Genomic DNA, 22,309 nt, shown 5'->3' with positions numbered 1-22,309 from the left:
TTTTTATCCTTGATGTTATAGATAAAAAAAGGCGGATTTATTTGCCGCTTTGACGTGTCTGGAGCAGGCTCCTAGCCTAAAAATAATTCCGTCACCCTTTGTTAAATAGTTTTATTCTTCTGTGGCAACGATTATTTGATTTAATCGCTCAAACAGCTCTCTTAAAGGCTCAAAAATTTCTGGTTCCGCGTCAGAAATATCTACAATCCAATTTGCAAATTGGAGCTTGGTATCAGCATCAACCGAAAGTATAAAAAAATGCTCTAAGTCAGCGCGTGGTTGTAGGTGCTGTGTGATAGATGGATACCATTGAGAGTCTAGTAACTCAGAGTGTGGGGTAGTTGTCATTCGAAGAACCCCAGCTTGTTCTGCTCTGTTCCTTAGCTCGGGTGAAAAAAGATTTTCTAGGCTGCCCGGCCAATAGGCAGTATTAATATTCAACTTCCTCATTAATATTGCGAAATCACGATTGAATGGTAGTCGACACCAATGAACGCCGTTTGAATTGTGTTTAATCCAGCGTCCCCCAGGGTCTAGGCGACTGCTTTTGAATAGCGCTCTGCCTTCTAAGTCGTTATCCACCAGTGCCAAAACGGCTCTTCCTGGGGCGAGGTGGTTCAGCACCTTGCCGTCTCGCCCGAGACTTTCCATTTTCGTAGTACCCCCCGCTGATTCAAATCTGAATGGCGGGGCTACTCCCATTAGTATTTCCCATGCTTTTGTAAAGATGATGACATCTGATTCGCCTTCCACAAATACAATAGATTGATTGTGCTCTGCTATTTCTTGGGTTAATTGAGAACTTTCAAGCTGATGCCTTTTTATTTTTTCGTGCGACTCTCGCAAGTACTCACTAATCACGGGCAAATGTGGTGTCTCTCCCATTAACTCGCCAGGAAAAACTTCGGAAGAGTTGTCGATTTTGGAGATTTTTGAATTCAGTCTGTCAAGTTTTAAATCCCTCCGAGAGACAAAATAACGGCTGACATCATCATTCTTTAATGAGAAAAATGCCGGGCTGTGGCTTGTAAGAAATATCTGTTTATTGTTTTGCAATCCAAACGAACGAAATGTCTCTGCCTCCTGAATCGCATTGGCGAGTTCAAGAGAGTTTTCTGGCTCTTCGAAGCCCCATATATGATAGTCTTCCGAGCTTTTGTCAGATAGAAAAGCCAAAATGGGAGGGATATGCCGCACTTGAATTCCGTCGCCTCTTTGAAGAGTTAGGCTGTACGAATCTCCAATTTCAGTGCGGGTTTCAAAATCTAGTGAGCGGAAAAGATCAGTTAAATCCTGAGGGGTGGAAATAACACTACTTATTCCGAGTCGATCAAGCAAGCCTGAGCTTAGTTCTATTGTTCTGTGGCGCAGAGCATTTGCGAATTCTGTTAAAGAACCTGAGAACTCTTCATGAGCAGACACCACTTTATAGATTTGCGTTTGCAGATTTTCAAAAATTTTTCTATCTTTGATTGCTGGGATATAGTGAAAGCGAACTTTGTTAAGGAATCTTGTTAGATATTGTTGGAGTCGCTGCTCTTGTATGGATGATGTAAGTTGGGGGTCTAGCTGAGTTGTAATGCTCCATTGTTTTTTTACCCAGAAAGTATTGCCTAGTGAGGCTCTCCAGTTTGCTGGAGTTGTAAACCAGACCTTTATGTATACGAATTTACGAATCCCCTCCGCGTCTTCCGCTTCAGCGCGACGCGAGTGATTAAAATCTCTTTCAAAAATAAATGGTTGGTCGGGGTTGGTTTGATTGTTGAAAAAAAGATTGAGTGCTCTTAGTAAGTTGCTTTTTCCAGAATCGTTTCGACCAAAAATAACATTCGTATCCGAGCAGTCTTCAATTTGATCCTTGTATATTGATCGGAAGTAGGCCACTTCCACTTTGCTAATCAAACGCATCAGCTTTTCCTTGAGATTTAATTGTTTTGAAATTTTGTGGGGCAAGGGGGCGGATCTGTGAGATTAAAGTACCCTACCAGGCAAGTGTTTTATGGCTTGCCTCAAAATTTTGCTTGTACATCATCCATATCGTGCCGTAGTTACACATATCAATTTTTTCGCAGTAATCATGGATTACAGCATTCATGATCTTACGGTTTGAGGCTTTGGTCGCTTCTTTGAAGGCGTCAAGATTTTGCTTTTCCATCATGCGCAAGGTGCTTTCCTGGCACATGTCGATTTTTTCGCAGTAGTCCTTTTTCACCGTTGCGGTGATGGACTCAATCACTTGCTTTTTCTGAGCCTCGGAACCGTCAAAATCCATTGGGTTGAGGATCGTCGCGGCTGAGCACACGACCGAGTTGAAGAAAATGAGTGCCAGAAGCCACTTTTTCATTGAGGTATCCTTTCCTACTTTGATCCGCTGTTGCAGACGTTGAGGTGGGATGAGCGGCGTGCTCATGGCTCAACAGCCTGACCGTTGGGTAGCAGAGTGCCAGTAAGTTAATGTCAGTGGAAGAGGTTGAGACCAAAGTCGATCAATGGCCAATTCGCCTGATCGTAGCCGTGCGTTTACATGGTCTTGTGTCGTTGGATTGAAACGGCGGGCTGTTTTTTTCAGTTTCAGGGCAGGCATTAAAAAACCGCAGCAATGCGGTTTTTTTCGGCTGAATGCGGGTCACTGCCCCTTAGACATATCAAACCCACGCTGCTCAATCACCCCAAACACATCAGCCACATCCTGGACCATGATCCGGGCGATGTTGGTGACGGTGTTGATGTCATTCTCGGCGTAGTCGGGGAGGCTGGTGCAGGCCATGAGGTTCAGGTATTTGAGGACGGCGTTGAGGCGTTCGCTGACGCAGTTGTGGAGTTCGCGTAGCGGGACGTCGCTGTCGATGTGCAGGACTGGGCAGTCGCTGGCGAATTGGGACATGGGGGTGAAGCGGTGGGGCGGGTGTTGAGTTGTCATTGCCTTAATCCTAAAAAGATAAATCAAAATCGTCATAACCAATTCACAGGCGGAACCCGCTGTGTCGTGTCTGACGGTACTGGTGTCATCTTCTTAGGGCTGCGAAACCCTGTCGCTAACAGTTGTCAGCGACGGTTCGAATATAGGCGTCAGTTTTTGGCGTTGCAACCGGGGTTTAGGACGCTGCGCGGCCATTGTAGCGATGTGTTTTGTCCATGTTCGGCGGTGTATTTGCTGTAAACCGGGCGTTGCGGGGTGTCTGAGGAAATTGGGAGGTAGGGCTTGGGGCTGCTTCGCAACCCAGCGGGAGCAAGCTCCCTCGCCACGGTGGGTGGATTCCTACAAGAGTTTCGGAGCTGAAAATCAAAAGATTGTCCGAACGCGGCCCGAGCCTTCGGCAGCGCCGGGTGTGGGGGAGTGGAAGTCCGTCGCGGGTTGGCTCAAGCTCGGCATCAACGTGAGCAACCGCTACGGCTTTGTAGCCAAGGAAAATCGAGATGACTCAAACACTGGAACGTGCCATCGCCATTGCTGCTGCCGCTCACGAAGGGCAGGTCGACAAGGGCGGTGCGCCGTACATCCTGCACCCGCTGAAAGTGATGCTGAGGGTCGACACCCTGGAAGAGCGGATCGTGGCGGTTCTGCATGACGTGGTCGAGGACTCTGGCATCAGCCTTGATGATCTGCGTCAAGAAGGCTTCAGCGAAACGGTATTGGCGGCCATTGAGTCTGTCACCAAGCTGCCGGGAGAGTCCTACGAGCTGTTCGTCGAACGAGCGGCGCAGAACCCGATAGGCCGTGTGGTCAAGCTGGCTGACCTTGAAGAGAACAGCGACGTGTCCCGAATCGCACAGCCGTCCTGGGAAGATCTGGAGCGAATTGAAAAGTATCGGCGGGCGATTGGCAGGCTGCGTTCGTAGCCTGCCAACTCGGCATTTAGACCCCAGCTATCGCTCACGCCTGCACAGGCGTGCAAAGCTCCACCAATGTCCCGTCCGGGCAGCGAACGTAGGAGACGGTTTGCCCCCAGGGTTTGATGAGGGGGGCGGCTATTTCAGTGGCGCCGGCGTGTAGCGCTTTGGCATGGGCGGCGGGGACGTCGTCGGTCACCAGGCCCACTTCGATGCCCAGTGGTTTGGGGGAGGCGTGGGCCGAGAGGTGGCCGGTGCTGAAGTTCATCGCCGCGAGTTCGTCGGCGGCGAATGCCAGGGTGGTTTCGCCGGTGTCGAGTTCGCCGTAGGTGGCGGATTCGTGGAGGAAGCGGGTGGCAATCCCGAAGGCGGATGAGAAGAACTGGAGTGAGGCTGCAACGTCCGGGACGTAGATGATCATGTAGCCGAATTTCATGTGCAAACATTCCTTGTTGTGACATTGGGGTGGTAAATCCAGCAGAAGGCGGACGCAACATCGCATCCGCCTGTCATTCCGCTACAGAGCCATTTACTTGCGCAACACCGGAGTCCTTGGCGGAATCAGCCGCTTCGTCCCCGTCGCCTCGAACGCCGAAGCTAAGCGCAACAACGTCGAATCGTCATACGCACGACCGGCAAAGGTCAGCCCGACCGGCATGCCGATGTCCGGCATGACGCCCATCGGTACGGTGACCGTGGGCACGCCGAGGTGGCGGATGGCGAGGTTGCCGTTGGCGACCCAGATGCCGTTGCTCCAGGCGATGTCCGCCGACGTCGGGTCGACATCGGCATTCGCCGGGCCGACGTCGGCGACGGTCGGGAACAGCACGGCATCGAGGCCGAGTTTGTCCATCCAGTCTTCGAGGTCGATTTTACGGGTCTGTTCAAGGCCTCGCAGGCCGTCGGGTACGGTGGTGATCTGGTCCCACGGCGTCAGGCCGCGCTCGGCCATTCGCACGTATTCGTCCATGCCGGCGGCGAGGTCGCCTTCGCGGTTGGGCAGGGTGCCGGGGTCGTGGGGGAAGATCAGCGGTCCGTTGACGTCGACCAGGCGATTCAATGTCGGATCGCCGTTGGCCTGCAGGAAGTCATCGAACGCCCACGCGGTCAGGTCCCACAGTTCATGGTGGAGGAACTCCTTGGAGACGATGCCGCGATTGAACACGGTCGGCGCACCGGGGCGGTCGCCTTCGCAATTGGAGACCAGCGGGAAGTCGACGTCGATCACTTCGGCGCCAGCCGCTTCGAGTGCCTGGCGAGCCTGTTCCCAGAGCCCGATCACCGAGGCGCGGGTGTTGATTCGTTGCCCGGTCGGGCCACCGATTCCCGGCGTTTCAGAGGTGCCGGCTTCGGGATCGGCGTTGATGTACATCCGCGGAATGCCGAAGCGTTTTCCGGCGAGGGCATCGGGATTGGCGGCAAGCGCCACATAGGAGATGGGGCGCACCGAGGCGACGCTCGGGATCGGCACCCAGGGTTGCATCCGCCACAGGTCGCCGCGTGTGTCGGGGTCTTCTGCCACGACCACGTCGAGCACTTCGAGGAGGTCGGCCATGGTTCTGGCAAATGGCACGACCACGTCCATCGTCGGCGTCAACGGCCAGTTGCCGCGCACCGAGATCACCCCGCGTGACGGCGTGTAGGCGCACAGGCCATTGTTCGAGGCGGGGCCGCGTCCGCTCGACCAGGTTTCTTCCGCGAGGCCGAAGGCCGCGAAACTGGCGGCGGTGGCAGTACCGGCGCCGTTCGATGAGCCAGAGGCGAAAGGGGCGGTGAGGTAGTCAGCGTTGTACGGGCTTTCTGCCCGGCCGTAGACCCCGCGCTGCATGCCGCCGTTGGCCATGGGCGGCATGTTGGTCTTGCCCAGGCAGATGGCGCCGGCCGCGCGCAGCCGTTCGATGGTGAACGCATCGCGATAGGCAATCAGGTTGGCGAAGGCCGGGCTTCCGGACGCGGCGGTCAGCCCCTTGACCAGATAACTGTCCTTGGCCGTGTAGGGAATGCCATCGAGTGGGCCCAGCGTCTGGCCTTTGGCGCGGCGGGCATCGGAGGCCTGCGCCTCGTTCAGCGCCTCGGGGTTGCGCACCACCACCGCGTTAAGGGCGGTGGGCGTGTCGGGGCCGTCGTAGGCATCGATTCGGGCGAGATAGGCCTGCACCAGTTCAACCGCGGTGGTCTGGCCCGATTCGAGCGCCGCCCGCAGTTGGGCAATGGGAACCTCGGTGACCTCGATCATGCTGCTCTCTCAAAATGGGTGTTCATAGGGGGGGGCGTGGCACTGTAGTACGCGCCGGTGTCTTGGCGTTCAATCTGAGCATTCTATTAAACGCCCGGCAAAAAAGAGCAGAAAAAAAACCGCAGCACCGTGTAAGGCCAGTCAGTCAGGAGATTCCGGGGCGAGGCAAGTCTGTTGTCGATTCACGACTCGCCGCCAACAAATCTCACTCTGTGGCAGTCAGACGGTCCAAGCTTTTGACCGCGTGATGAGCGAACTTCAATCGGCATCAGAGGCTCGCCGGACTCGTTGTCTATCAGCACAGAACGCGTCTCCTGCGGCTTGAACAGGAAACGTTCGCCCCACTGCCTCATGCTGACCACAACTGGAAAGATCTCCCGTCCTTTTTCCGTAAGGACGTACTCCTTGTAGGCGCTGCCATCTGACGCCGGTCGAACGTCGAAAACCCCGACCTCAACCAGCGTCTTCAGTCGCGATGCGAGAATATTCTTGGCCACGCCCAAGCTCTTTTGAAATTCGCTGAATCGGCGAATGTCGTCAAACGCGTCGCGGATGATCATGAGCGACCAACGATCCCCGATGGCCTCCAGTGTTCTTGCGACCGGGCATTCGCTGCTGTGTGGTGAGGCATCTTCGAGCATTTTTTTGACCTTGCGGAATGTGGAGTGGCCAAGTCTGTCCACCAGCCTGGCGCAATGTGGTTGCAATTTAAAACCTGATACAGCAACAATGGAATCTAGTTCTGAATTGAAACCAGTTTAACGCCATGGAGGTGTACATGACAGCAGATGCCGACTCAGCCACCAAACGGTTCTCCAGACAGCCTTCGGGATTACTGCATTCGGATACCGGAGAACGCAGCAGGACCGACCGGTCTCCAGGGCTTTCCCCGTCGCTCACCTTATTGTTTTCCGTCACCTGCGCACTTGCAGTCGCCAATGTTTACTTCGCCCAACCTTTGCTCGCCTCAATGGCTGAGAGCCTGGGCGTCACCTCAGGATTGATCGGGGTCGTGGTGACGGCCACTCAGGTGGGTTACGCGTTGGGGTTGCTGTTCATCGTCCCACTGGGCGATAGGGTCAACCGTAAGCGGCTGATTCTGACTCAGGTCCTGCTGTCTGCGGTTGCACTCGCGGCGGTCGGCGCAGCACAGCAATGGCTGGCCCTGTTGAGCGCCATGATCGTGATGGGCTTACTGGCAGTGGTTGTTCAAGTACTGGTGGCATACGCCGCCGTGTTGGCAACGCCATCACAACGCGGGCAGGCAGTGGGGACGGTAACCAGTGGAATTGTCCTGGGCATTCTTCTGGCACGGTTTACCTCTGGCCTGATTGCGGACTTCGCCGGCTGGCGCGCCGTTTACTTCGTGTCTTCAGGATTGATGCTGACCATCGCGGCGGTGCTGTGGAAAGTGGTTCCTGCCACGGCGCCGCCAAGGCATCAAGACTCCTACCTGGCGCTCATAAATTCACTCTTCAAACTGTTCATTACCGAACGCACTTTACGCGCCAGGGGCCTTCTGGCCTTACTGATCTTTGCCGCTTTTTCTGTGCTGTGGACATCCATGGTGCTGCCGTTGAGCGCTCCGCCGCTGTCGCTTTCACACACTGCCATCGGCCTGTTTGGCTTGGCCGGCGTCGCCGGTGCCCTTGCTGCCAGTAGAGCTGGTCGCTGGGCCGATCAAGGCCTGGGGCAACGAGTGACCGGCATTTCGCTGGGGCTCCTGACGCTGTCCTGGTTACCCATCACGTTTGCCGAGACGTCCCTGATCGCGCTGGTCTGCGGCGTAGTCCTGCTCGACTTCGCGGTGCAAGCGGTACACGTCACCAACCAGAGCCTCATTTTTGCTGCACGACCCGACGCCCACAGTCGCATGGTCGGCGCATACATGTGCTTCTACTCGGTCGGTAGCGCGCTGGGAGCGGTAGCCGCGACCCAGGTTTATGCGCTCTGGGGCTGGATGGCAGTAAGCCTGCTGGGCGCCTTGATCAGCGCTGCTGCCTTGCTGCTGTGGATTCTCACGTTTAATTCTTCAACGACCCATCAAGGACGATCAGCATGAAAGCCAGGCACCTGCTACTCGCCATTTCGATTACGGCCATATGGGGCGTGAATTTCTCGGTTATCAAACTGGGCCTCACCAGCGTTGACCCGCTGATCCTTGCTGGCATTCGCTTCACGCTTTGCGCACTTCCAGCGATCTTTTTCATTCCGAAACCTGATGTGCAGTGGCGCTACATCATGGGTTACGGTCTGGTCTTCGGTATCGGACTTTGGGGCGTCGTTAACCTTGGCATCCAGTCTGGTCTTTCAGCAGGCATCGCTTCGCTGGTGCTTCAGTTCAGCGCATTTTTCACCCTCCTGCTGGGTTCATGGATATTCAAGGAAGCGATTTCCCGCTACCAACTGGCGGGTATAGGTATCGCCTCCTGTGGCTTGTTGAGCATCATCTCGATTGTTGATGGGACAGTCACGACGGCCGGGCTGCTGTTGGTGCTGCTGGGAGCGGTCGCCTGGAGTGTCGCCAACGTGATCAACAAAAAAGCGAAGACCACCCAGGTCTTCGCTTTCCTGGTGTGGTCCAGCGCGTTTTCGCCCATCCCTCTTTTCTCGCTGGATTACGCTGTCAACGGCTCAACGGGTTACAGCGCATTGGTGAGTCAACTCGACTACCGCGCTGTCCTGTCGATCCTGTTCCAGGTCTACCCCAATACACTATTCGGCTACTGGGTGTGGAATTCACTTCTGAAACGATATCCCGTGTCTACAGTCGCTCCATTGTCGTTATTGGTGCCGGTATTCGGACTGCTCGGCTCAGTCACAATTTTCAATGAGAGCCTGTCAGTCAACAAAGTCGTTGCAGTCGTTCTCATCGTGTCGGGTCTTGGCGTCGGCTTATACGGACAGCGCGTCCTCAGTGCGGTGCTCAAGCGTTCTGACCGATGCCCATCGTGATGTAACTGCTTCGCGAAAGCCTCGACGACTACGTCTTCGTCGACGAACTCGACCTGGTCAAACGAAATTGAAGTGCACACCGGGCAGGGAACGGCGAGTCCGGTGCTGGGAGGTTCAGGTGAAACAGTTGCACACCCAGGGTGCCGGTGACCATGACGGACTCCAAGGCAAAGTGAGTACGTGGACGTACTTCAGTGAGCGCCGCGCAAGCGACGCTTTTCTTGTTGGAGTGATCATGTGCAATGCATCGGGATAGATAAATGATTAAGTTTGTTGCTCCAAACCTTAAAAAATAGTGCCCGCGGTTTTTCCGCCTCCGGTATGTTCAAGCGTGATCGTGCATCCAAAGAATCACCAGATCGAACGCTGCTGTGGCGAGGGAGCTTGCTCCCGCTGGGCTGCGTAGCGGCCCCAAAACTTCGTCAAAAACTGCTGATTTGCGAGTGCTGCGCCCTGGTGCGCCAGCCCGGTCGGGCGGGAGCAAGCTCCCTCGCCACAAAAGCGCTACGCATTGCTATTTTCTGGAGGTCCGCATGGCTGCTTACAACCTGCGCCAGCTCAGGTATTTCGTCACCACCGCCGATTGCGGCAGCGTGGCTGAAGCCTCTCGCAAGCTCTATATCGCCCAACCGTCGGTGTCGACCGCCATCAAGCACCTGGAAGACAGCTTTGGTGTTCAGCTGTTTATCCGGCATCACGCGCAGGGTGTTTCGCTGACGCCGAGTGGCTCGCGTTTTTACCGCAAAGCGGTTGAGCTGCTGCGGGTGGCTCACGAGTTCGAACAGAACGCGCTGGCGGACAATGACATGGTGGCGGGGCAGATCGATATTGGCTGTTTTGAAACGGTGGCGCCGCTGTACCTGCCACGCTTGATCGCCGGCTTCAAAGAGCGCTGGCCGGGTGTGGAGATCCGTATTCGCGATGGCGAGCAGCAGGAGTTGGTGCAGGCACTGACCGCCGGCAGCATTGATCTGGCGATGCTCTTCGAACACGATCTGGACAGCACGATTGAGACCGTGCCGCTGATGCCGCCGCAGCAACCCTATGCCTTGCTGCCGGCCGATCACCGGTTTGCGCAACAGGCGAAAGTCTCGCTGCATGAGCTGGTACTGGAGCCGATGATTTTGCTCGACGTGGTGCCGAGCCGGACCTACTTCGTGAGCGTTTTTGAAGAGCTCGGGTTGAGGCCGCACATTGTCTTCAGCTCGCCGTCGATCGAGATGGTGCGCGGAATGGTGGGGCGCGGTTTCGGCTTTTCGATTCTGGTGACCAAGCCGTTTTCGGACTACACCTATGACGGGCAAAAAGTCGTGTGTGTCCCGCTGGCTGAAACGGTCACCGGCTCGGGTTTATCGGCGGCGTGGTTGCGTCGCACGCAACTGACCAAACCGGTGCAGCTGTTCGTGGATTATTGCCAGGAAGAACTGGCCCGACTTTGTAGCTGAGCGTCGGGCCAATCATTGCGACTCAGCAGATCGATGACAGCATCCGTTGCAGCATGGCGTCGCAGCCCTTCAATTGATCGAGGCTGACAAACTCGTCCGGTTTGTGGCCCTGATCCATGCTGCCAGGACCGCAGACCACCGTTGGAATCCCCGCTGCGTCAAACAGCCCGCCCTCGGTGCCGAACGCTACCGTCCCGAACTCCCGCGAGCCGGAAAATGCAGCGATCAACTCAGCCGCTTCGCTGTGCGCATCAGTCGCCAAACCGGGGTACGCCGACAACTCACTGAAGCGGATGTCGCTCTGATCGCTCACCGCGCGCATGCGCGGTAATACCTGTTGTTCAGCGTAGGTCTGCAGTTCCTGCGCCACCACGCTGGGGTCTTGTGAGGGCAGGGCGCGGATTTCAAAATCGAAGCGGCAATCCGCCGGGACGATGTTCAAGGCTTTGCCGCCGGAAATCACGCCGGTTTGCACCGTGCTGAACGGCGGGTCGAAACGGGTATCGTGATGCTCTGGCGCTTTGAGCCGGTGGCCGATCCGCCCCAGTTCACCGATCAGTTCGGCGGCGTATTCAATCGCGTTGACCCCGAGCGGGGCGTACGCCGAATGGCAGGCCTCACCATGAATGTCGCAACGCATCGCCAGTTTGCCCTTGTGACCCAGCACCGGTTTGAGTTCGGTCGGCTCGCCAATGATGCAGAGCATCGGTTTGACCGGGCGCTGTTCGAGGGCTTTGAGCAGCGAGCGGACCCCAAGGCAGCCGACTTCTTCATCGTACGACAGCGCGATATGCACCGGCCGCCGTAGCGGGGCGTTCACCAAGGACGGGACCAGGGCGAGAATACAGGCGATGTAGCCTTTCATGTCGGCGGTGCCGCGACCGTACAACTTGCCGTCGCGCTCGCTGAGCTGGAACGGCGCAACGGTCCACGGCTGGCCGTCGACGGGCACCACATCGGTGTGCCCCGACAGCACGATGCCCGGCCGATCTGCCGGGCCGATGGTTGCGAACAGATTGGCCTTGCTGCGCTGCTCGTTGTAGACCCGTTCGCAAGGCACGTCGAAGCGTTCGAGGTAGTCGCGGACAAAGTCGATGAGGTGCAGGTTTGATTCGCGGCTCGTGGTGTCGAAGGCCACCAGTTGCTTGAGCAAATCGACACTGTTGCTCATCGGTCGTCTCCCGCCACGCCGTAACCAGGCGACTTGTCGGGGGCCAGGGCGCGGTCGATGTAATCCTGAACCTGTGGCCGATAGGCGTCCCACAATTTCTCCAGTTCGCCTATCGGGTCGTGATCAGCCCAATCGACCCGCAGGTTGATAATCGGCCAGGTCAGCTCGCCGACCACGACGACCGCCGCCGAATGCACGGGCCCGGCTTCGCCACCCGCCGCCACAGCGGCTTTCAGCGCCGCCAGCAAGCGGTCGGCCAGTTGACCTTCGCCGTGCTCGAAGGCCTTGACCATGGCCTCGATCACCCCACGGTCCGCCAGCATGTTGCCGGCAGCCACGCATTGTTCGCCCGACACCGCGTTGTGGGTGCCCAGGGTTTGCGCGCCGCTGAAGTGTGCGGTCTGGCCGAGGTGGTCAATCGCGGTAATTTGCCGATATTGGCTGTAGCCGTTGCGGGTCAACACCTTGTCGAATGCAGCCGAGGGCGCAAGGCCTTGTTCCATGACGGTGAGGACTTCCGGGCCGAGTGACGGCAAAGTGATGTTTTGCGTGGAGACCGCGCCCACACCTGGCAGCAGCCAAGGGCAGCGTGCGCCGACAGCGATGCTCGAGGAACTGATCGCGATGCCCAATTGACCGGTTTCGGGGCAACGTGCGGCGATGGAAAAGGTCATGGTTTGCTCCTTGGTTAGCCTTGGCGAAAGTGTCGTCTGTGCGGGCCTCATCGCGAGCAAGCTTTGCTCCTACAGGGGATGGTCGTCGTGCACAAATGTGTGGCAACTGAAGATCCACTGTAGGAGCAAAGCTTGCTCGCGAAGGCCGCGCCTCGGTAAACCTGCTTACTCAGGAATCACCGCAATCACATCAATCTCCATCAGCCACTGCGGCTGCCCCAGTGCCGAAACCACCAACCCGGTCGAAATCGGAAACACCCCTTTGAGCCACTTGCCAACTTCCTGATAGACCGGCTCGCGGTAACGCGGATCGATCAGGTAGGTGGTGGTTTTGACGATGTGGCTGAGGTCGCTGCCGGCTTCTTCCAGCAATTGCTTGACGTTGCGCATGGCTTGTTCGGCTTGCGCACGCGGGTCACCAAGACCGACGAGGTTGCCTTCAAAATCGGTACCGACCTGGCCGCGAACATATACGGTGTTGCCGGCCCGGACCGCCTGGCACAGGTCATTGTCCAGGCTCTGGTTCGGGTAGGTTTCCTTGGTGTTGAACATGCGAATGCGGGTATGGGTTGGCGTGGACATCGGAAGCTCCTCAAGAAAAATTCGGCCCGGCGCTGTTCAAGCGCCGGCGCGGATATCAAGCACTGACAGGTGTTTTATGGACGGCCGGGGCGGCTTCAGCCTGACGCTGCCCGGCATCGCGGTAGTCGAGGTACGAACGCTGAATGGCGATGTGATCCGCCACGTACTTGGCGTCGTGCCAAACACCCCAGATGAACGACGAGCCGCGACGCGACTGCCACGGCAGACCGAGGAAATACACACCCGGCTCGCTCGACACGCCACGCTGATGCTGCGGTTTGCCGTTGTCGTCGAAGGCGTCGACCTTCAACCAGCTGTAGTCCGTGGCAAACCCGGTGGCCCAGATGATCGAGGTCACGCCGGCCTTGGCCAGGTCGAGCTCGAGAATCGGATGGGTCACGCACGCAGGATCCGCGAAGGTAGTGCGGGCTTCAGGTTCTTCCGGCAGGTCCAGGCCATTGCGCTCGATGTACGCGTCAGCGGCATTGAGCAGCGCCAGATAGTTCTCGTCGCCGCGGGCCAGGTTGTCGGCAAGATTGGGCTGGAAGGTCGCCACGGCGCCATTGAACGATTGGGTCAGGCCGACGAGCGTCATGCCGCGATGGGCCAGCCCGCGGAAGTCCACCGTACGGCCGCCATGCGCACCGCTTACGGCGATGGTGACGTGTTCGCGACCGGGCTTCATGGCCGCTTGATCCCATTCGCCGAGCACGCCCAGCCACCAGCAGAAATCCCGGTTGCGATAGGCGCGAGGAGGGCGGTCGTGCGCGCCGACCGAGAGGTACACCTGCTTGCCGGCGCGCTGCAATTCATCGGCGATCTGCACCCCCGACGACCCGGCACCGACGACCAGAACAGCGCCCTCGGGCAGTTGCGCTGGATTGCGGTAGTCGGCCGAGTGGATCTGCAGGAACGGCTGATCTTGCGGCGCGATCGGCGGGATGACTGGACGCTGGAACGGCCCGGTGGCGGCCACCACACGGTTGGCCTCGATCACCCCTTCAGAGGTTTCAATGGTGAAACCCGGTCGACCGACATTGCGTTCAACCTTCTTCACCTCGACACCGGTGCGGATGGGCGCGTTGAATTTCCTGGCATAGGCTTCGAAGTAATCGGCTACCCGCTCTTTCGGGGCAAAGCCATCCGGGCTGAGATCGTCGAATTCAAGTCCGGGAAAACGGTCGTGCCAGACCGGACCATTGGCCACCAGCGAATCCCAGCGCCCGGTGCGCCAGCGCTCGGCGATACGATTGCGCTCCAGCACCAGGTGCGGCACGCCGAGTTTGCTCAGGTGCTCACTCATGGCCACACCCGCCTGACCCGCGCCGACAATCAGCGTGTCTGTTTTTATTATTTCAATGGTCATCTCTATGCCCTTCGAAGTTGGATTAGGGTCGGTTACGACCTGCCATTTCTTGGGCTCAAGACTAGGGATCACCCCGGTATCGGTAAAATATTATTAAGCTGGCATTTGAATACAAATATCTGATGCAGAGCCTTTAAACCCGTCTACGTTGCGGCTCACTCATTGTTTTATAGATCGTCGGTTTTTCGAACCCATGTACTTTCCTGAATAGATCTGTCGCCTTTATCCCGTTAACAGAATTCTGCCGCGACGCATGCTTTTCGTAGCAGCTGGCGCAGCCGGCGTTCGGCTGCGCAGCAGTCGTAGAGTCAGGCGGCGCGGTGTTTCAGGAAGACCGTGCTCGCAGGTTTTACGACTGCTTCGCAGCCGAACGCAGCCTCGCAGGCTCGGCAGCTGCTACGGGGGGGGGCGTTACGGCTGATGTTGTGTTTCTGGTGATTAAGCGTGTCTGTATCGGGCTCTACGGGCGATAATGCCGCGCATCCTGTCTTCAACTTAGCAAAAGAGTCCTGCCGTGATGTTCGAGATCAAACCGTGGAACCCCGAAACCTATCGACAGCAGACGCGCCGCAGTACCGTGATCATCGCCGTGACCTTCATTCTGCTGGCGATGACGCTGTCCGGCTTGGCCGTCATGCTATTCGGCGAACCCGGCGGCGACAACTTCCGTTTCAACCTGGGCGGCGTCATTGCCGCTGTCATCGTTAGCGCGGCGCTGATGAAAACCAAAGGCTGGTCGCAGCCGTGGATGGCGGCGGCGGTGTATGGGTGGCAACTCAAACGTAGCCTGATGAGCGTCACCAATGTCATGCATAAGGTCACCGATGCGGTGCAGGCCGGTAACCCGAGCGCAATCAAGCTGCTGCGCTTTTATCACCTGGGGCTGACGCAAATGCACCAACTGGACGGCAACACCAGCAGCCTCAGCCAGATGACTCGCGAGATCGACCAGCACAAGGCGAGCATGGAAGCGCTGGGTATCGACACTGAGCAGAATCAGTTGAACCCTGAGTGGCTGGCGGCAGTAAAGGCGAAGGAGGCATGAGTTCGATGTTCACGATCACCCACTTCGAAACCCCGTGCTCCGAGCCTATCAATGACCAGATTCTGCAGATGGTCGTCGACTATCTGACCGATATCAGCACGGTGGCGATTGCGCCGAGCAACCTCCTGTTCAACGTCTATCAATATGCGATCGGCTACGAGGTTCATCTCTATCTGCAAGCGCTCGACGGGTCTAAAGGGATCGCTGTCGAATTGATCGTCGCGATGGATGATAAAGATCCTTCGAAGGTCATCGGCTTTTTGCTGTATCTGCCGGTCAAGGACGATCCCGAGGCGTGCGGCGTGGCCTATATGGCGGTGCAAGCCAGTCATCGACACCAGGGCGTCGCACGGGCGATGGTCCAGGAAATGCTCAGCCGCTATCCGCATGCCGAGCTGGCGTGTGCGGTCGGCAAGGTTGCCTGTTTCGAAGCGATGGGCTTTCAGGTGCTGGGCGCGCGCGGGCCGCAGGTGCTGATGAATACCCGTGATCACAGCACGGGCGGTTTGATGGGGGTGCTGGATACAGCGCCGATCTACCGCTCGACAGAAGTGCGGCAGATCCATACGTATCTGCTGCAACGACACGGGAAGCGGGCGATGCTCGATGCCGAAAAACAGCGCGACCGGCATCTCGACCAGATGACGGCCAAAGCCAAGGCTTTTGTGCAGGAGCGGCTTGGGTAGGCGGCAGTTCACGCTACTTCGAGTTCTTACGGGTACTGTCGTATACAGTCGGATGTAAGAGGCTCGGACGCTGGAATTTAGCGTTCGGAACCCTACTTGAAGAGTTCCCAATGACTTCCGAGATCGACAAATGTAATCAAGTCAGAATGTGAGTGCTCGTAGATCATCAAGAAGTCCCCCCCAATATGACACTCCCGAAAACCACTCCAATCACCCGTCAAAGCATGATCCAGGTACTCGACCGGCAGTTGCTCCCCCAGAAATAACATGACCATCACCTGCCGGACTTCATTCATATCACGGCGTCCGGCTCGCTTGTAACGCTCCCAGGACTTCTTGAATTCCGATGTTTGAGCACACTGCTTTGGCAGTTCAGCGCGCTTTTGCTTTTTCTCCGGTTTCGCCATCAGTGTCCCTCAGCATGTCGTCTATCGAGTCGAACTGTTGGCGAATGCCTCGCGCTTCCATCATGGCGCGGGCAGTTTTTTCCGACGGGACGCGCACCTCAAACGGAAGCCCCTGAGTTGCAACGACCTGACGGAGAAAAAGACGCATGGCGTCACTGATGCTCAGCCCGCAAGCGTTTAAGACTTCAGTGGCACGCACCTTCAGATCCTCATCAATGCGGCAACGCACGTCGGTAGTTTTCAGCAATGCACCCATGGTAATGACCTCATCGTTTATTTGTAGCTACATTGGCGCTACCTCGGGCATTGTGGTTGAGCGGGGTCCTTTCGGTCAACGTCGCCTTGATGAGTGGTTTCAAAGCCTATGGCGCGGTCTGAACACCGATAGGAGTTTTCGCTCGGTATTTCAATCGTTTAAGCACACGATGAATATCAGCCTGGTCCACTTTGTGTTTGAGAACCGTCCGAGCCCAATGCAGGAAGTTACTGAAGGTGTTGCGCTCCGGTGTTTGCTTCCTACCTGAATCTGGTTGTTCAGGAGGCTGACTGCTGAGCAAACCATTCTAATATGGCTAATCAGCCTGCCCTGAACACCAGCGCCTTCAGACCGCTTTGCGCATCGATATCGGGAAATTCCGGTGGGTTTTCCAGGCGTTGTTCGAAGTGCAGGCTCGGGGCTTCGCGGGTCACGCCGTCGATGAGAAAGTCCGGGCCGAAGGCCGGGTCGTTCATGCAGGCCAGTACCACGCCATCGCTGGTGAGCAGTTCCGGCAGGCGGCGTAGTACGCGCTGGTAGTCCTTGGTCAGCAGGAAGCTGCCTTTCTGGAACGACGGTGGGTCGATGATCACCAGGTCGTAAGGGCCGCTGTTGATGACCTTGCCCCAGGATTTGAACAGGTCATGGCCGAGAAAGCTGACCTTGCTCAAGTCGTGCCCATTCAGCCGGTGATTGTCGCGTCCGCGGCTCAGGGCGCCGCGGGACATGTCCAGGTTGACCACATGCTCCGCGCCGCCCTCGATGGCGGCCACCGAAAACCCGCAGGTGTAGGCGAACAGGTTCAAGACGCGTTTGCCCTGGGCATTGGCGCGCACCCAATTGCGGCCGTAGCGCATGTCGAGAAACAGGCCGCTGTTCTGTTTTTTGCCCAGGTCGATGCGATAACGCAGACCGCCCTCGGTGATCGTCCATTCCTCGACCATTTCCCCCAGCAACCATTCGGTGGTGCTTTGCGGCAGGTAGCGGTGTTGCAGCAGCAACGTATGCGCGCCGGATTTCTCCCACTCAGGCGACTGCGCGATCTCCATCAGCAAATGCTTCAATGCCTCGAGCTGCGCCGGGTCAGGCTCCTTGAACAGCGAGACCAGTACCACGCCCTGCATCCAGTCGATGGTCAGTTGTTCCAGCCCCGGCCAGCATCGGCCCCGGCCATGGAACACGCGGCGGGTTTCTTCGGGGACAGCGGTCAGAGCCGTCAGTAAATGCTGGCGGAGGATGGCGAGGGCGTCAGGGTTCATCGGGCAGGGCCGGCAATATGAAAGGGGCGGCATTTTAACCACAATTGTGGCGCCAGGGGTTCTGCGAGGCAAAAGGCGATTGCGCAGGCAAGCTTGCCGTCAAAGCATTTGCGCAAGTACCGGTCCGGATCAACAATGTACCGGCAGTCAGGCAGTGAGGTTTTACCCGGTCACGTCGTCAGTCGACACGGAGCGCTCATGAACGATCGTTACACCCGCACGGCGATTTGCCTGCACTGGCTGATAGCCCTCGGGCTGATCGGCACCTTCGCGCTCGGCTACTACATGCCTGAACTTGCGTTCTCGCCGACCAAACTGAAGCTGTATTCATGGCACAAGTGGGCCGGGGTGACTTTGTTTTTTCTGGTGCTGCTACGGCTCGGCTGGCGCCTGGGCCATCCTGTTCCGCCCTTGCCGACGACCGTGTCGCCCGTGATGCGGTTCGCGTCCCACATTTCGCATGGGGTGATGTACGCACTGATGCTCGCGATTCCGCTCAGCGGCTGGCTGATGAGTTCGGCAAAAGGCTTCCAGACGTCATGGTTTGGTGTCTTGCCGCTGCCGGATCTGCTGCCCAAGGACGACGCGCTCGGCGATCGTCTCATCGATGTGCACAAAGTCCTCAACTACACATTGCTGGTGCTGGTGATCGTTCATACATGCGCGGCGCTCAAGCACCACTTCGTTGATCGCGACAACGTGCTGACGCGCATACTGCCGTCAAAGCGCCAGCCTGACCCTCGGCATCTCAAGCCATGAAGCAGGCCACTGACCGGATAATCCCATGACCCACCGATTTCCACGTTCTGTCATCCTGGCTGCAGCCCTTGTATTCGGTACCACGGCGGGCGCCCAGGCGGTCGAATACAAGAAAGTAAATGCACGCGCGAGCCAGATCAGCTTCACCTATAACCAGATGGGGGCGAGGGTGTATGGCACGTTCGGCAAATTCGAGGCCACCCTCGATTTCAACTCGGCGAACCCCTCGGCGGCCCACGCCACACTGACCATCCAGCTCGACAGCATCGATGCCGGGAACAGCGATGCCAACAGCGAATTGAAAAAGCCCGCCTGGTTCAACACGGCGGCTTATCCAGAGGCGAAGTTTGTATCGAGCAGCGTGAAGGCGCTCGGCAACAATCGCTACGAGGTCTCTGGCCAGCTCACGCTCAAGGGCATTACCCGCGAGGTCGGTGCACAAATCACCTTGAAGCCTGAGAGCGCCATCGGCGTATTCGATGGCGAGTTCATTCTCAAACGCGGAGACTTCAAGATCGGTGAGGGCGAATGGGCCGATTACGGGGTTGTCTCCAACGAGATCAACATCAAGTTTCGGGTGGTCGCGCCCGAGCAGTAGCCTGTGCTCGAACCTGGATACCTGACGATGGATTGGCCGCGCCGTGAAGGGAAAACACCCAAAAGCGCTACGCCCTCGGCTACACTCCGGCCATGCCGAATAACTCTCATATGCCCTTGAATTTCACCCGAATCTTCAACAGTGTCGTCACTCGGCTGTTGGGATTGGCGCTGTGCATTGTCGTGTTTGGGGCGGTCGTGCGTTATTACGTGCTCACCGACTTTCTGCGTGAGGATTTGAGCGCGGTCGTGGAAGGCCAGCAATTAGCGTTGGCGACCTATGTCGCTCGCGACATCGACGACAAAATCATTCAGCGTCAGCGTTTGCTTGAGCTCCTTGCCAGCTCCATTCCTGTTGATTTCCTCAAGCAACCCGAGCGACTGCGCGCCTGGCTGAAAGAGCATTACGCCTACCAGACGTTGTTCTCGACAGATGTGTACATCGTGAACGCCAATGGGGATTTACTCGCAAGCTATCCCGACCTGACACCGCCACTCAATACCCCTTACGCAGAGCGTGATGACATTGAAGCCGGATGGGCAGGACGTTCATTTGTCGGGCGTCCTGCGGTGGATCAAACAACCCAAAAACCGCTGCTGCCGATGTCCGCGCCCATCAGGGATGAACACGGTAGGGTTCAAGCCGTTCTCGTGGGCGTCACGGCACTCGCAGCGCCAGGGTTTCTGGATTCCTTGCTCCAGAGCCGCATGGGGGAGACGACGGGCGGATTCCAGCTGGTTTTCCCGGAAAGTCGATTGTTTGTCGAATCCTCGGCGCTTGATATGACGCTCAAGCCAACGCCGCCTCCCGGCGCCAATGCGCTGCATGATCGGGCCATGGCCGGATTTCGCGGTGCGGGGGTAACGCTCAACGCCGAAGGGGGCGAGGAGGTCTCAGCAATGGCGTCGGTTCCAAGTACCGGCTGGTTCGTCGTTGCCCGTTTGCCCAGCAGTGAGGCTTTTGCAACTGTCGATCGAACACAGCATTTCTTGATCAGGGGGGCGTTTATATCCATTTTGATTTTCGCCGTGTTCTCGTCCATTGGCCTGTACTTTGTCTTTCGTCATCTGTTTCATGCCGCCGCGCAGGCTGACCGCATGACGCGTGATGAACGACCACTGGCTCCCTTGCCAGTCACTCGCAATGATGAAGTCGGTCACTTGATCTCGGCCTTCAATCGTTTGTTGATCAAGCTGGATGACAAACAGGCCCAGCTTAAAAAAATTGCTCATCACGATATGTTGACGGGTTTGCCCAATAGGCATCATCTCTCGGGCCAGCTTCGTCACGTGTTGGCTCTGGCACAACGCAAAGAGACGAGTGTGGGCCTGTTGTTCATGGACCTCGATGGCTTCAAGCATATCAATGACACCCTTGGCCACGAGGCGGGTGACGAGGTGCTGCGGCAAGTGGCGAGGCGCTTTCGCCGGGTTGTCCGGGAGACCGATACCTTGGCGCGCATCGGGGGTGATGAGTTTGTTGTTCTGCTGAGTGACCTTGGGGACGATGCCGAAGAGATCGTGAGCACCGTCGCGACTAAATGTATTGAAGCACTGGGAGCGCCGTTTTTTATTTCCGGTACGGTCTGCATCGTGGGTGTTTCGATTGGCATTGCACTGGGGAACGGGGAAAGCTCTGCGGATATGCTTCTGCTGGCCGCAGACCGCGTCATGTATCAAGCCAAAAAAACCGGGCGCGGCCGGTATGTGACCTACAAGCTTTAGGCAACAGTGCCCGAGAGCCCGCCTGGGCGTCGAAGTCGTCGCCGAGAAGACAGGGTTGCGTGCATTGATTGCTCCCAGACGATGGGGTTGTAAACTGGCCGCGGTTTACACGATCACCCCTTTAGCACTTCAAGCAAGAGATCCTCTCATGGCAAACCAAGACCTGACCTTTATCCCCGACCTGGACCCGGAATCCATCTCCTCCGATGTTGCCGGTTTCGGCGGCCTGCTGGTCTCGACCCAGATCCCCACCCGCGCTGACGGTAGCCTGGAGTTGGGTGGCATCACCGAGCAAAGCGAGTGCACGCTGCAGGCACTCAAGGTCGCGTTGGAACGGGCTGGCAGTTCCATGGACCGGGTCATGCATTTGACCATCTACCTCACCGACATGGCCGACCGCGCCGCCTTCAACGAGGTCTATCAACGCTTTTTCGCCAAGCCCTGGCCGGTGCGCGCCGCCGTTGGCGTAGCCGCCCTGGCGGTCGAAGGCATGCGCGTGGAAGTCACCGCGATGGCGGCCAAGGGCTGAGTCTGCGGGTCATCGCGACAGATCAAGCATTGCGGCTCATTCTATTGATACAAGGAGAGGTCTTCAGAGGAGTCGACCTCTCCCCATTCTCCTGTGTAAGGAATGGCGTGTATCGGGACCCGACCCGCATCAATGACTTGCTGAAGGGTGTTCGTCATATGCACTTTGTCACACTGCTCCGGGGTTAATGCTGAGCGAAGCCGGATGACTTCTGCCCAACCCTCAGGCGTGAAGCGCAAAAGCCCCATGTATTGGCCCTGAATATCGTCTGCTGATTCTGGTTTGTTGCCGATTTCAGCCAAAGTGTCAGCGGGTGTCAGGCGGAACGTTTCGGCATCCAGTAATGGATTGCCAAAACGCTGTGTCCAAAGCTCCAGCCAATTCGGGTCATAGGTGACAGCCAGGGAAGCCTTGCATGTCATCAACGACTGGACCGCTGCCGGGCTGTAGAAAATATCGGAATAACTCACGATGCACGGCTCTGCCTGCAACCAGGCTTCAGCACACGCCAATGACGACACCATATTGGTTTGCGCCCAGCGTGAATTATGGAACTCGATCAGCCCTTGGTCTGCCAACAGCTCGCGTTTGTAGCCGGTAACGATGGCTATCTCGCTAACGCCAGCAGCGCGCAGCGCCACAAGCTGCCACTCCAGCAGTGTCTTGCCACGCAACTCGACCATGCACTTCGGACGTTCATCCGTGAGGCTTTTCATGCGGCTGCCACGTCCGGCAGCCAAAATAATGGCTTTCACAACAGTTCTACCTCATGAGTTTTCGAATGGA

The 22,309-nt window shown here is 57.2% G+C and carries 24 protein-coding genes; 10 read left to right on the top strand and 14 right to left on the bottom strand.

What is annotated here, in order from left to right; translation table 11 throughout:
• Positions 1–111 precede the first annotated feature (111 nt).
• From AABM55_RS18880 to AABM55_RS18870, 3 genes are all read right to left on the bottom strand, one after another.
• Positions 112–1,908 carry an AAA family ATPase gene (locus AABM55_RS18880; protein ID WP_347927305.1) on the bottom strand — a complete coding sequence of 599 codons (1,797 nt, stop codon included), beginning with the start codon at positions 1,906–1,908 and terminating at the stop codon, positions 112–114.
• Between the two features lie 73 nt (positions 1,909–1,981).
• The gene (locus AABM55_RS18875; protein ID WP_347927304.1) at positions 1,982–2,410 is read right to left on the bottom strand and encodes a hypothetical protein; all 429 of its coding nucleotides are present in this window, start codon (positions 2,408–2,410) and stop codon (positions 1,982–1,984) included.
• A gap of 216 nt (positions 2,411–2,626) precedes the next feature.
• Positions 2,627–2,920, bottom strand: coding sequence for a fructose-bisphosphate aldolase (locus tag AABM55_RS18870; RefSeq protein WP_347927303.1), 294 nt, complete (start codon positions 2,918–2,920; stop codon positions 2,627–2,629).
• Between the two features lie 497 nt (positions 2,921–3,417).
• On the opposite strand from AABM55_RS18870, the gene AABM55_RS18865 reads away from it, so the two are divergent.
• Complete coding sequence (locus AABM55_RS18865; protein WP_347927302.1) at positions 3,418–3,840, top strand: HD domain-containing protein; 423 nt, start codon at positions 3,418–3,420, stop codon at positions 3,838–3,840.
• 34 nt (positions 3,841–3,874) lie between these two features.
• Here AABM55_RS18865 and AABM55_RS18860 read toward each other — a convergent pair whose 3' ends face one another.
• From AABM55_RS18860 to AABM55_RS18850, 3 genes are all read right to left on the bottom strand, one after another.
• A complete protein-coding gene (locus AABM55_RS18860; protein ID WP_347927301.1) occupies positions 3,875–4,267 on the bottom strand; it encodes a VOC family protein in 393 nt (130 codons plus the stop codon).
• A gap of 93 nt (positions 4,268–4,360) precedes the next feature.
• Positions 4,361–6,067: an amidase gene (locus AABM55_RS18855; RefSeq protein WP_347927300.1), complete on the bottom strand. Its 1,707-nt coding sequence runs from the start codon at positions 6,065–6,067 to the stop codon at positions 4,361–4,363.
• A 182-nt stretch (positions 6,068–6,249) separates the two neighbouring features.
• Positions 6,250–6,708 (bottom strand): helix-turn-helix domain-containing protein, encoded by a 459-nt coding sequence (locus AABM55_RS18850; RefSeq protein WP_054598387.1) that lies wholly within the window; start codon positions 6,706–6,708, stop codon positions 6,250–6,252.
• 137 nt (positions 6,709–6,845) lie between these two features.
• Here AABM55_RS18850 and AABM55_RS18845 point away from each other — a divergent pair, with 137 nt between their 5' ends.
• The 3 genes from AABM55_RS18845 to AABM55_RS18835 all read left to right on the top strand — a co-directional run bounded on the left by AABM55_RS18845 (position 6,846) and on the right by AABM55_RS18835 (position 10,467).
• Positions 6,846–8,129 carry an MFS transporter gene (locus tag AABM55_RS18845; protein WP_347927299.1) on the top strand — a complete coding sequence of 428 codons (1,284 nt, stop codon included), beginning with the start codon at positions 6,846–6,848 and terminating at the stop codon, positions 8,127–8,129.
• Positions 8,126–9,022: an EamA family transporter gene (locus tag AABM55_RS18840; protein WP_347927298.1), complete on the top strand. Its 897-nt coding sequence runs from the start codon at positions 8,126–8,128 to the stop codon at positions 9,020–9,022. Before AABM55_RS18845 ends, AABM55_RS18840 begins: the two co-directional genes overlap by 4 nt.
• Before the next feature lie 533 nt (positions 9,023–9,555).
• Positions 9,556–10,467 (top strand): LysR family transcriptional regulator, encoded by a 912-nt coding sequence (locus AABM55_RS18835; protein ID WP_347927297.1) that lies wholly within the window; start codon positions 9,556–9,558, stop codon positions 10,465–10,467.
• A gap of 22 nt (positions 10,468–10,489) precedes the next feature.
• On the opposite strand, the gene argE is transcribed toward AABM55_RS18835, so the two are convergent.
• The 4 genes from argE to AABM55_RS18815 form a co-directional block, all read right to left on the bottom strand.
• Positions 10,490–11,638, bottom strand: a complete 1,149-nt coding sequence (gene argE, locus AABM55_RS18830; RefSeq protein WP_347927296.1) for an acetylornithine deacetylase — start codon at positions 11,636–11,638, stop codon at positions 10,490–10,492.
• A complete protein-coding gene (locus AABM55_RS18825; RefSeq protein ID WP_347927295.1) occupies positions 11,635–12,312 on the bottom strand; it encodes a DUF1028 domain-containing protein in 678 nt (225 codons plus the stop codon). Before AABM55_RS18825 ends, argE begins: the two co-directional genes overlap by 4 nt.
• Before the next feature lie 165 nt (positions 12,313–12,477).
• Positions 12,478–12,894, bottom strand: coding sequence for a RidA family protein (locus tag AABM55_RS18820; protein WP_046027689.1), 417 nt, complete (start codon positions 12,892–12,894; stop codon positions 12,478–12,480).
• Between the two features lie 55 nt (positions 12,895–12,949).
• Positions 12,950–14,260: an NAD(P)/FAD-dependent oxidoreductase gene (locus AABM55_RS18815; protein WP_347927294.1), complete on the bottom strand. Its 1,311-nt coding sequence runs from the start codon at positions 14,258–14,260 to the stop codon at positions 12,950–12,952.
• Between the two features lie 517 nt (positions 14,261–14,777).
• Here AABM55_RS18815 and AABM55_RS18810 point away from each other — a divergent pair.
• On the top strand, positions 14,778–15,305 hold the full coding sequence (locus AABM55_RS18810; RefSeq protein WP_347927293.1) for a DUF3087 domain-containing protein: 528 nt from the start codon (positions 14,778–14,780) through the stop codon (positions 15,303–15,305).
• 5 nt (positions 15,306–15,310) lie between these two features.
• Positions 15,311–15,991 carry a GNAT family N-acetyltransferase gene (locus tag AABM55_RS18805; protein ID WP_347927292.1) on the top strand — a complete coding sequence of 227 codons (681 nt, stop codon included), beginning with the start codon at positions 15,311–15,313 and terminating at the stop codon, positions 15,989–15,991.
• A 92-nt stretch (positions 15,992–16,083) separates the two neighbouring features.
• On the opposite strand, the gene AABM55_RS18800 is transcribed toward AABM55_RS18805, so the two are convergent.
• From AABM55_RS18800 to AABM55_RS18790, 3 genes are all read right to left on the bottom strand, one after another.
• Positions 16,084–16,398, bottom strand: a complete 315-nt coding sequence (locus AABM55_RS18800; RefSeq protein WP_347927291.1) for a type II toxin-antitoxin system YafQ family toxin — start codon at positions 16,396–16,398, stop codon at positions 16,084–16,086.
• Complete coding sequence (locus tag AABM55_RS18795; RefSeq protein WP_054598088.1) at positions 16,364–16,654, bottom strand: type II toxin-antitoxin system RelB/DinJ family antitoxin; 291 nt, start codon at positions 16,652–16,654, stop codon at positions 16,364–16,366. The genes AABM55_RS18800 and AABM55_RS18795 overlap by 35 nt, the downstream gene beginning before the upstream one ends.
• A 320-nt stretch (positions 16,655–16,974) precedes the next feature.
• Positions 16,975–17,913, bottom strand: coding sequence for a class I SAM-dependent methyltransferase (locus AABM55_RS18790; RefSeq protein ID WP_347927290.1), 939 nt, complete (start codon positions 17,911–17,913; stop codon positions 16,975–16,977).
• Between the two features lie 198 nt (positions 17,914–18,111).
• Between AABM55_RS18790 and AABM55_RS18785 the strand changes: the two genes are divergently transcribed.
• The 4 genes from AABM55_RS18785 to AABM55_RS18770 all read left to right on the top strand — a co-directional run bounded on the left by AABM55_RS18785 (position 18,112) and on the right by AABM55_RS18770 (position 21,523).
• Complete coding sequence (locus AABM55_RS18785) at positions 18,112–18,672, top strand: cytochrome b (RefSeq protein WP_347927289.1); 561 nt, start codon at positions 18,112–18,114, stop codon at positions 18,670–18,672.
• Between the two features lie 25 nt (positions 18,673–18,697).
• Complete coding sequence (locus AABM55_RS18780) at positions 18,698–19,270, top strand: YceI family protein (protein WP_054598085.1); 573 nt, start codon at positions 18,698–18,700, stop codon at positions 19,268–19,270.
• A gap of 110 nt (positions 19,271–19,380) precedes the next feature.
• Complete coding sequence (locus AABM55_RS18775; RefSeq protein WP_347927288.1) at positions 19,381–20,994, top strand: sensor domain-containing diguanylate cyclase; 1,614 nt, start codon at positions 19,381–19,383, stop codon at positions 20,992–20,994.
• A gap of 148 nt (positions 20,995–21,142) precedes the next feature.
• Positions 21,143–21,523 carry a RidA family protein gene (locus AABM55_RS18770; RefSeq protein ID WP_347927287.1) on the top strand — a complete coding sequence of 127 codons (381 nt, stop codon included), beginning with the start codon at positions 21,143–21,145 and terminating at the stop codon, positions 21,521–21,523.
• Positions 21,524–21,564: 41 nt separating this feature from the next.
• Here AABM55_RS18770 and AABM55_RS18765 read toward each other — a convergent pair whose 3' ends face one another.
• Positions 21,565–22,278 carry a phosphocholine cytidylyltransferase family protein gene (locus tag AABM55_RS18765; protein WP_347927286.1) on the bottom strand — a complete coding sequence of 238 codons (714 nt, stop codon included), beginning with the start codon at positions 22,276–22,278 and terminating at the stop codon, positions 21,565–21,567.
• Positions 22,279–22,309: the final 31 nt, after the last annotated feature.

It is taken from the genome of Pseudomonas helvetica (assembly GCF_039908645.1).
GTDB lineage: Bacteria > Pseudomonadota > Gammaproteobacteria > Pseudomonadales > Pseudomonadaceae > Aquipseudomonas > Aquipseudomonas helvetica.
The sequence above is the reverse complement of the archived record's forward strand: the minus strand, read 5'-3'. Positions and strand labels throughout refer to the sequence as shown.

What these genes read in the sequence shown, in the direction of transcription:
- AABM55_RS18880 (WP_347927305.1), bottom strand. Translation starts at nt 1,908, where the DNA reads ATGCGTTTGATTAGCAAAGTGGAAGTGGCCTACTTCCGATCAATATAC.
- AABM55_RS18875 (WP_347927304.1), bottom strand. Translation starts at nt 2,410, where the DNA reads ATGAGCACGCCGCTCATCCCACCTCAACGTCTGCAACAGCGGATCAAA.
- AABM55_RS18870 (WP_347927303.1), bottom strand. Translation starts at nt 2,920, where the DNA reads ATGACAACTCAACACCCGCCCCACCGCTTCACCCCCATGTCCCAATTC.
- AABM55_RS18865 (WP_347927302.1), top strand. Translation starts at nt 3,418, where the DNA reads ATGACTCAAACACTGGAACGTGCCATCGCCATTGCTGCTGCCGCTCAC.
- AABM55_RS18860 (WP_347927301.1), bottom strand. Translation starts at nt 4,267, where the DNA reads ATGAAATTCGGCTACATGATCATCTACGTCCCGGACGTTGCAGCCTCA.
- AABM55_RS18855 (WP_347927300.1), bottom strand. Translation starts at nt 6,067, where the DNA reads ATGATCGAGGTCACCGAGGTTCCCATTGCCCAACTGCGGGCGGCGCTC.
- AABM55_RS18850 (WP_054598387.1), bottom strand. Translation starts at nt 6,708, where the DNA reads ATGCTCGAAGATGCCTCACCACACAGCAGCGAATGCCCGGTCGCAAGA.
- AABM55_RS18845 (WP_347927299.1), top strand. Translation starts at nt 6,846, where the DNA reads ATGACAGCAGATGCCGACTCAGCCACCAAACGGTTCTCCAGACAGCCT.
- AABM55_RS18840 (WP_347927298.1), top strand. Translation starts at nt 8,126, where the DNA reads ATGAAAGCCAGGCACCTGCTACTCGCCATTTCGATTACGGCCATATGG.
- AABM55_RS18835 (WP_347927297.1), top strand. Translation starts at nt 9,556, where the DNA reads ATGGCTGCTTACAACCTGCGCCAGCTCAGGTATTTCGTCACCACCGCC.
- argE (WP_347927296.1), bottom strand. Translation starts at nt 11,638, where the DNA reads ATGAGCAACAGTGTCGATTTGCTCAAGCAACTGGTGGCCTTCGACACC.
- AABM55_RS18825 (WP_347927295.1), bottom strand. Translation starts at nt 12,312, where the DNA reads ATGACCTTTTCCATCGCCGCACGTTGCCCCGAAACCGGTCAATTGGGC.
- AABM55_RS18820 (WP_046027689.1), bottom strand. Translation starts at nt 12,894, where the DNA reads ATGTCCACGCCAACCCATACCCGCATTCGCATGTTCAACACCAAGGAA.
- AABM55_RS18815 (WP_347927294.1), bottom strand. Translation starts at nt 14,260, where the DNA reads ATGACCATTGAAATAATAAAAACAGACACGCTGATTGTCGGCGCGGGT.
- AABM55_RS18810 (WP_347927293.1), top strand. Translation starts at nt 14,778, where the DNA reads ATGTTCGAGATCAAACCGTGGAACCCCGAAACCTATCGACAGCAGACG.
- AABM55_RS18805 (WP_347927292.1), top strand. Translation starts at nt 15,311, where the DNA reads ATGTTCACGATCACCCACTTCGAAACCCCGTGCTCCGAGCCTATCAAT.
- AABM55_RS18800 (WP_347927291.1), bottom strand. Translation starts at nt 16,398, where the DNA reads ATGGCGAAACCGGAGAAAAAGCAAAAGCGCGCTGAACTGCCAAAGCAG.
- AABM55_RS18795 (WP_054598088.1), bottom strand. Translation starts at nt 16,654, where the DNA reads ATGGGTGCATTGCTGAAAACTACCGACGTGCGTTGCCGCATTGATGAG.
- AABM55_RS18790 (WP_347927290.1), bottom strand. Translation starts at nt 17,913, where the DNA reads ATGAACCCTGACGCCCTCGCCATCCTCCGCCAGCATTTACTGACGGCT.
- AABM55_RS18785 (WP_347927289.1), top strand. Translation starts at nt 18,112, where the DNA reads ATGAACGATCGTTACACCCGCACGGCGATTTGCCTGCACTGGCTGATA.
- AABM55_RS18780 (WP_054598085.1), top strand. Translation starts at nt 18,698, where the DNA reads ATGACCCACCGATTTCCACGTTCTGTCATCCTGGCTGCAGCCCTTGTA.
- AABM55_RS18775 (WP_347927288.1), top strand. Translation starts at nt 19,381, where the DNA reads ATGCCCTTGAATTTCACCCGAATCTTCAACAGTGTCGTCACTCGGCTG.
- AABM55_RS18770 (WP_347927287.1), top strand. Translation starts at nt 21,143, where the DNA reads ATGGCAAACCAAGACCTGACCTTTATCCCCGACCTGGACCCGGAATCC.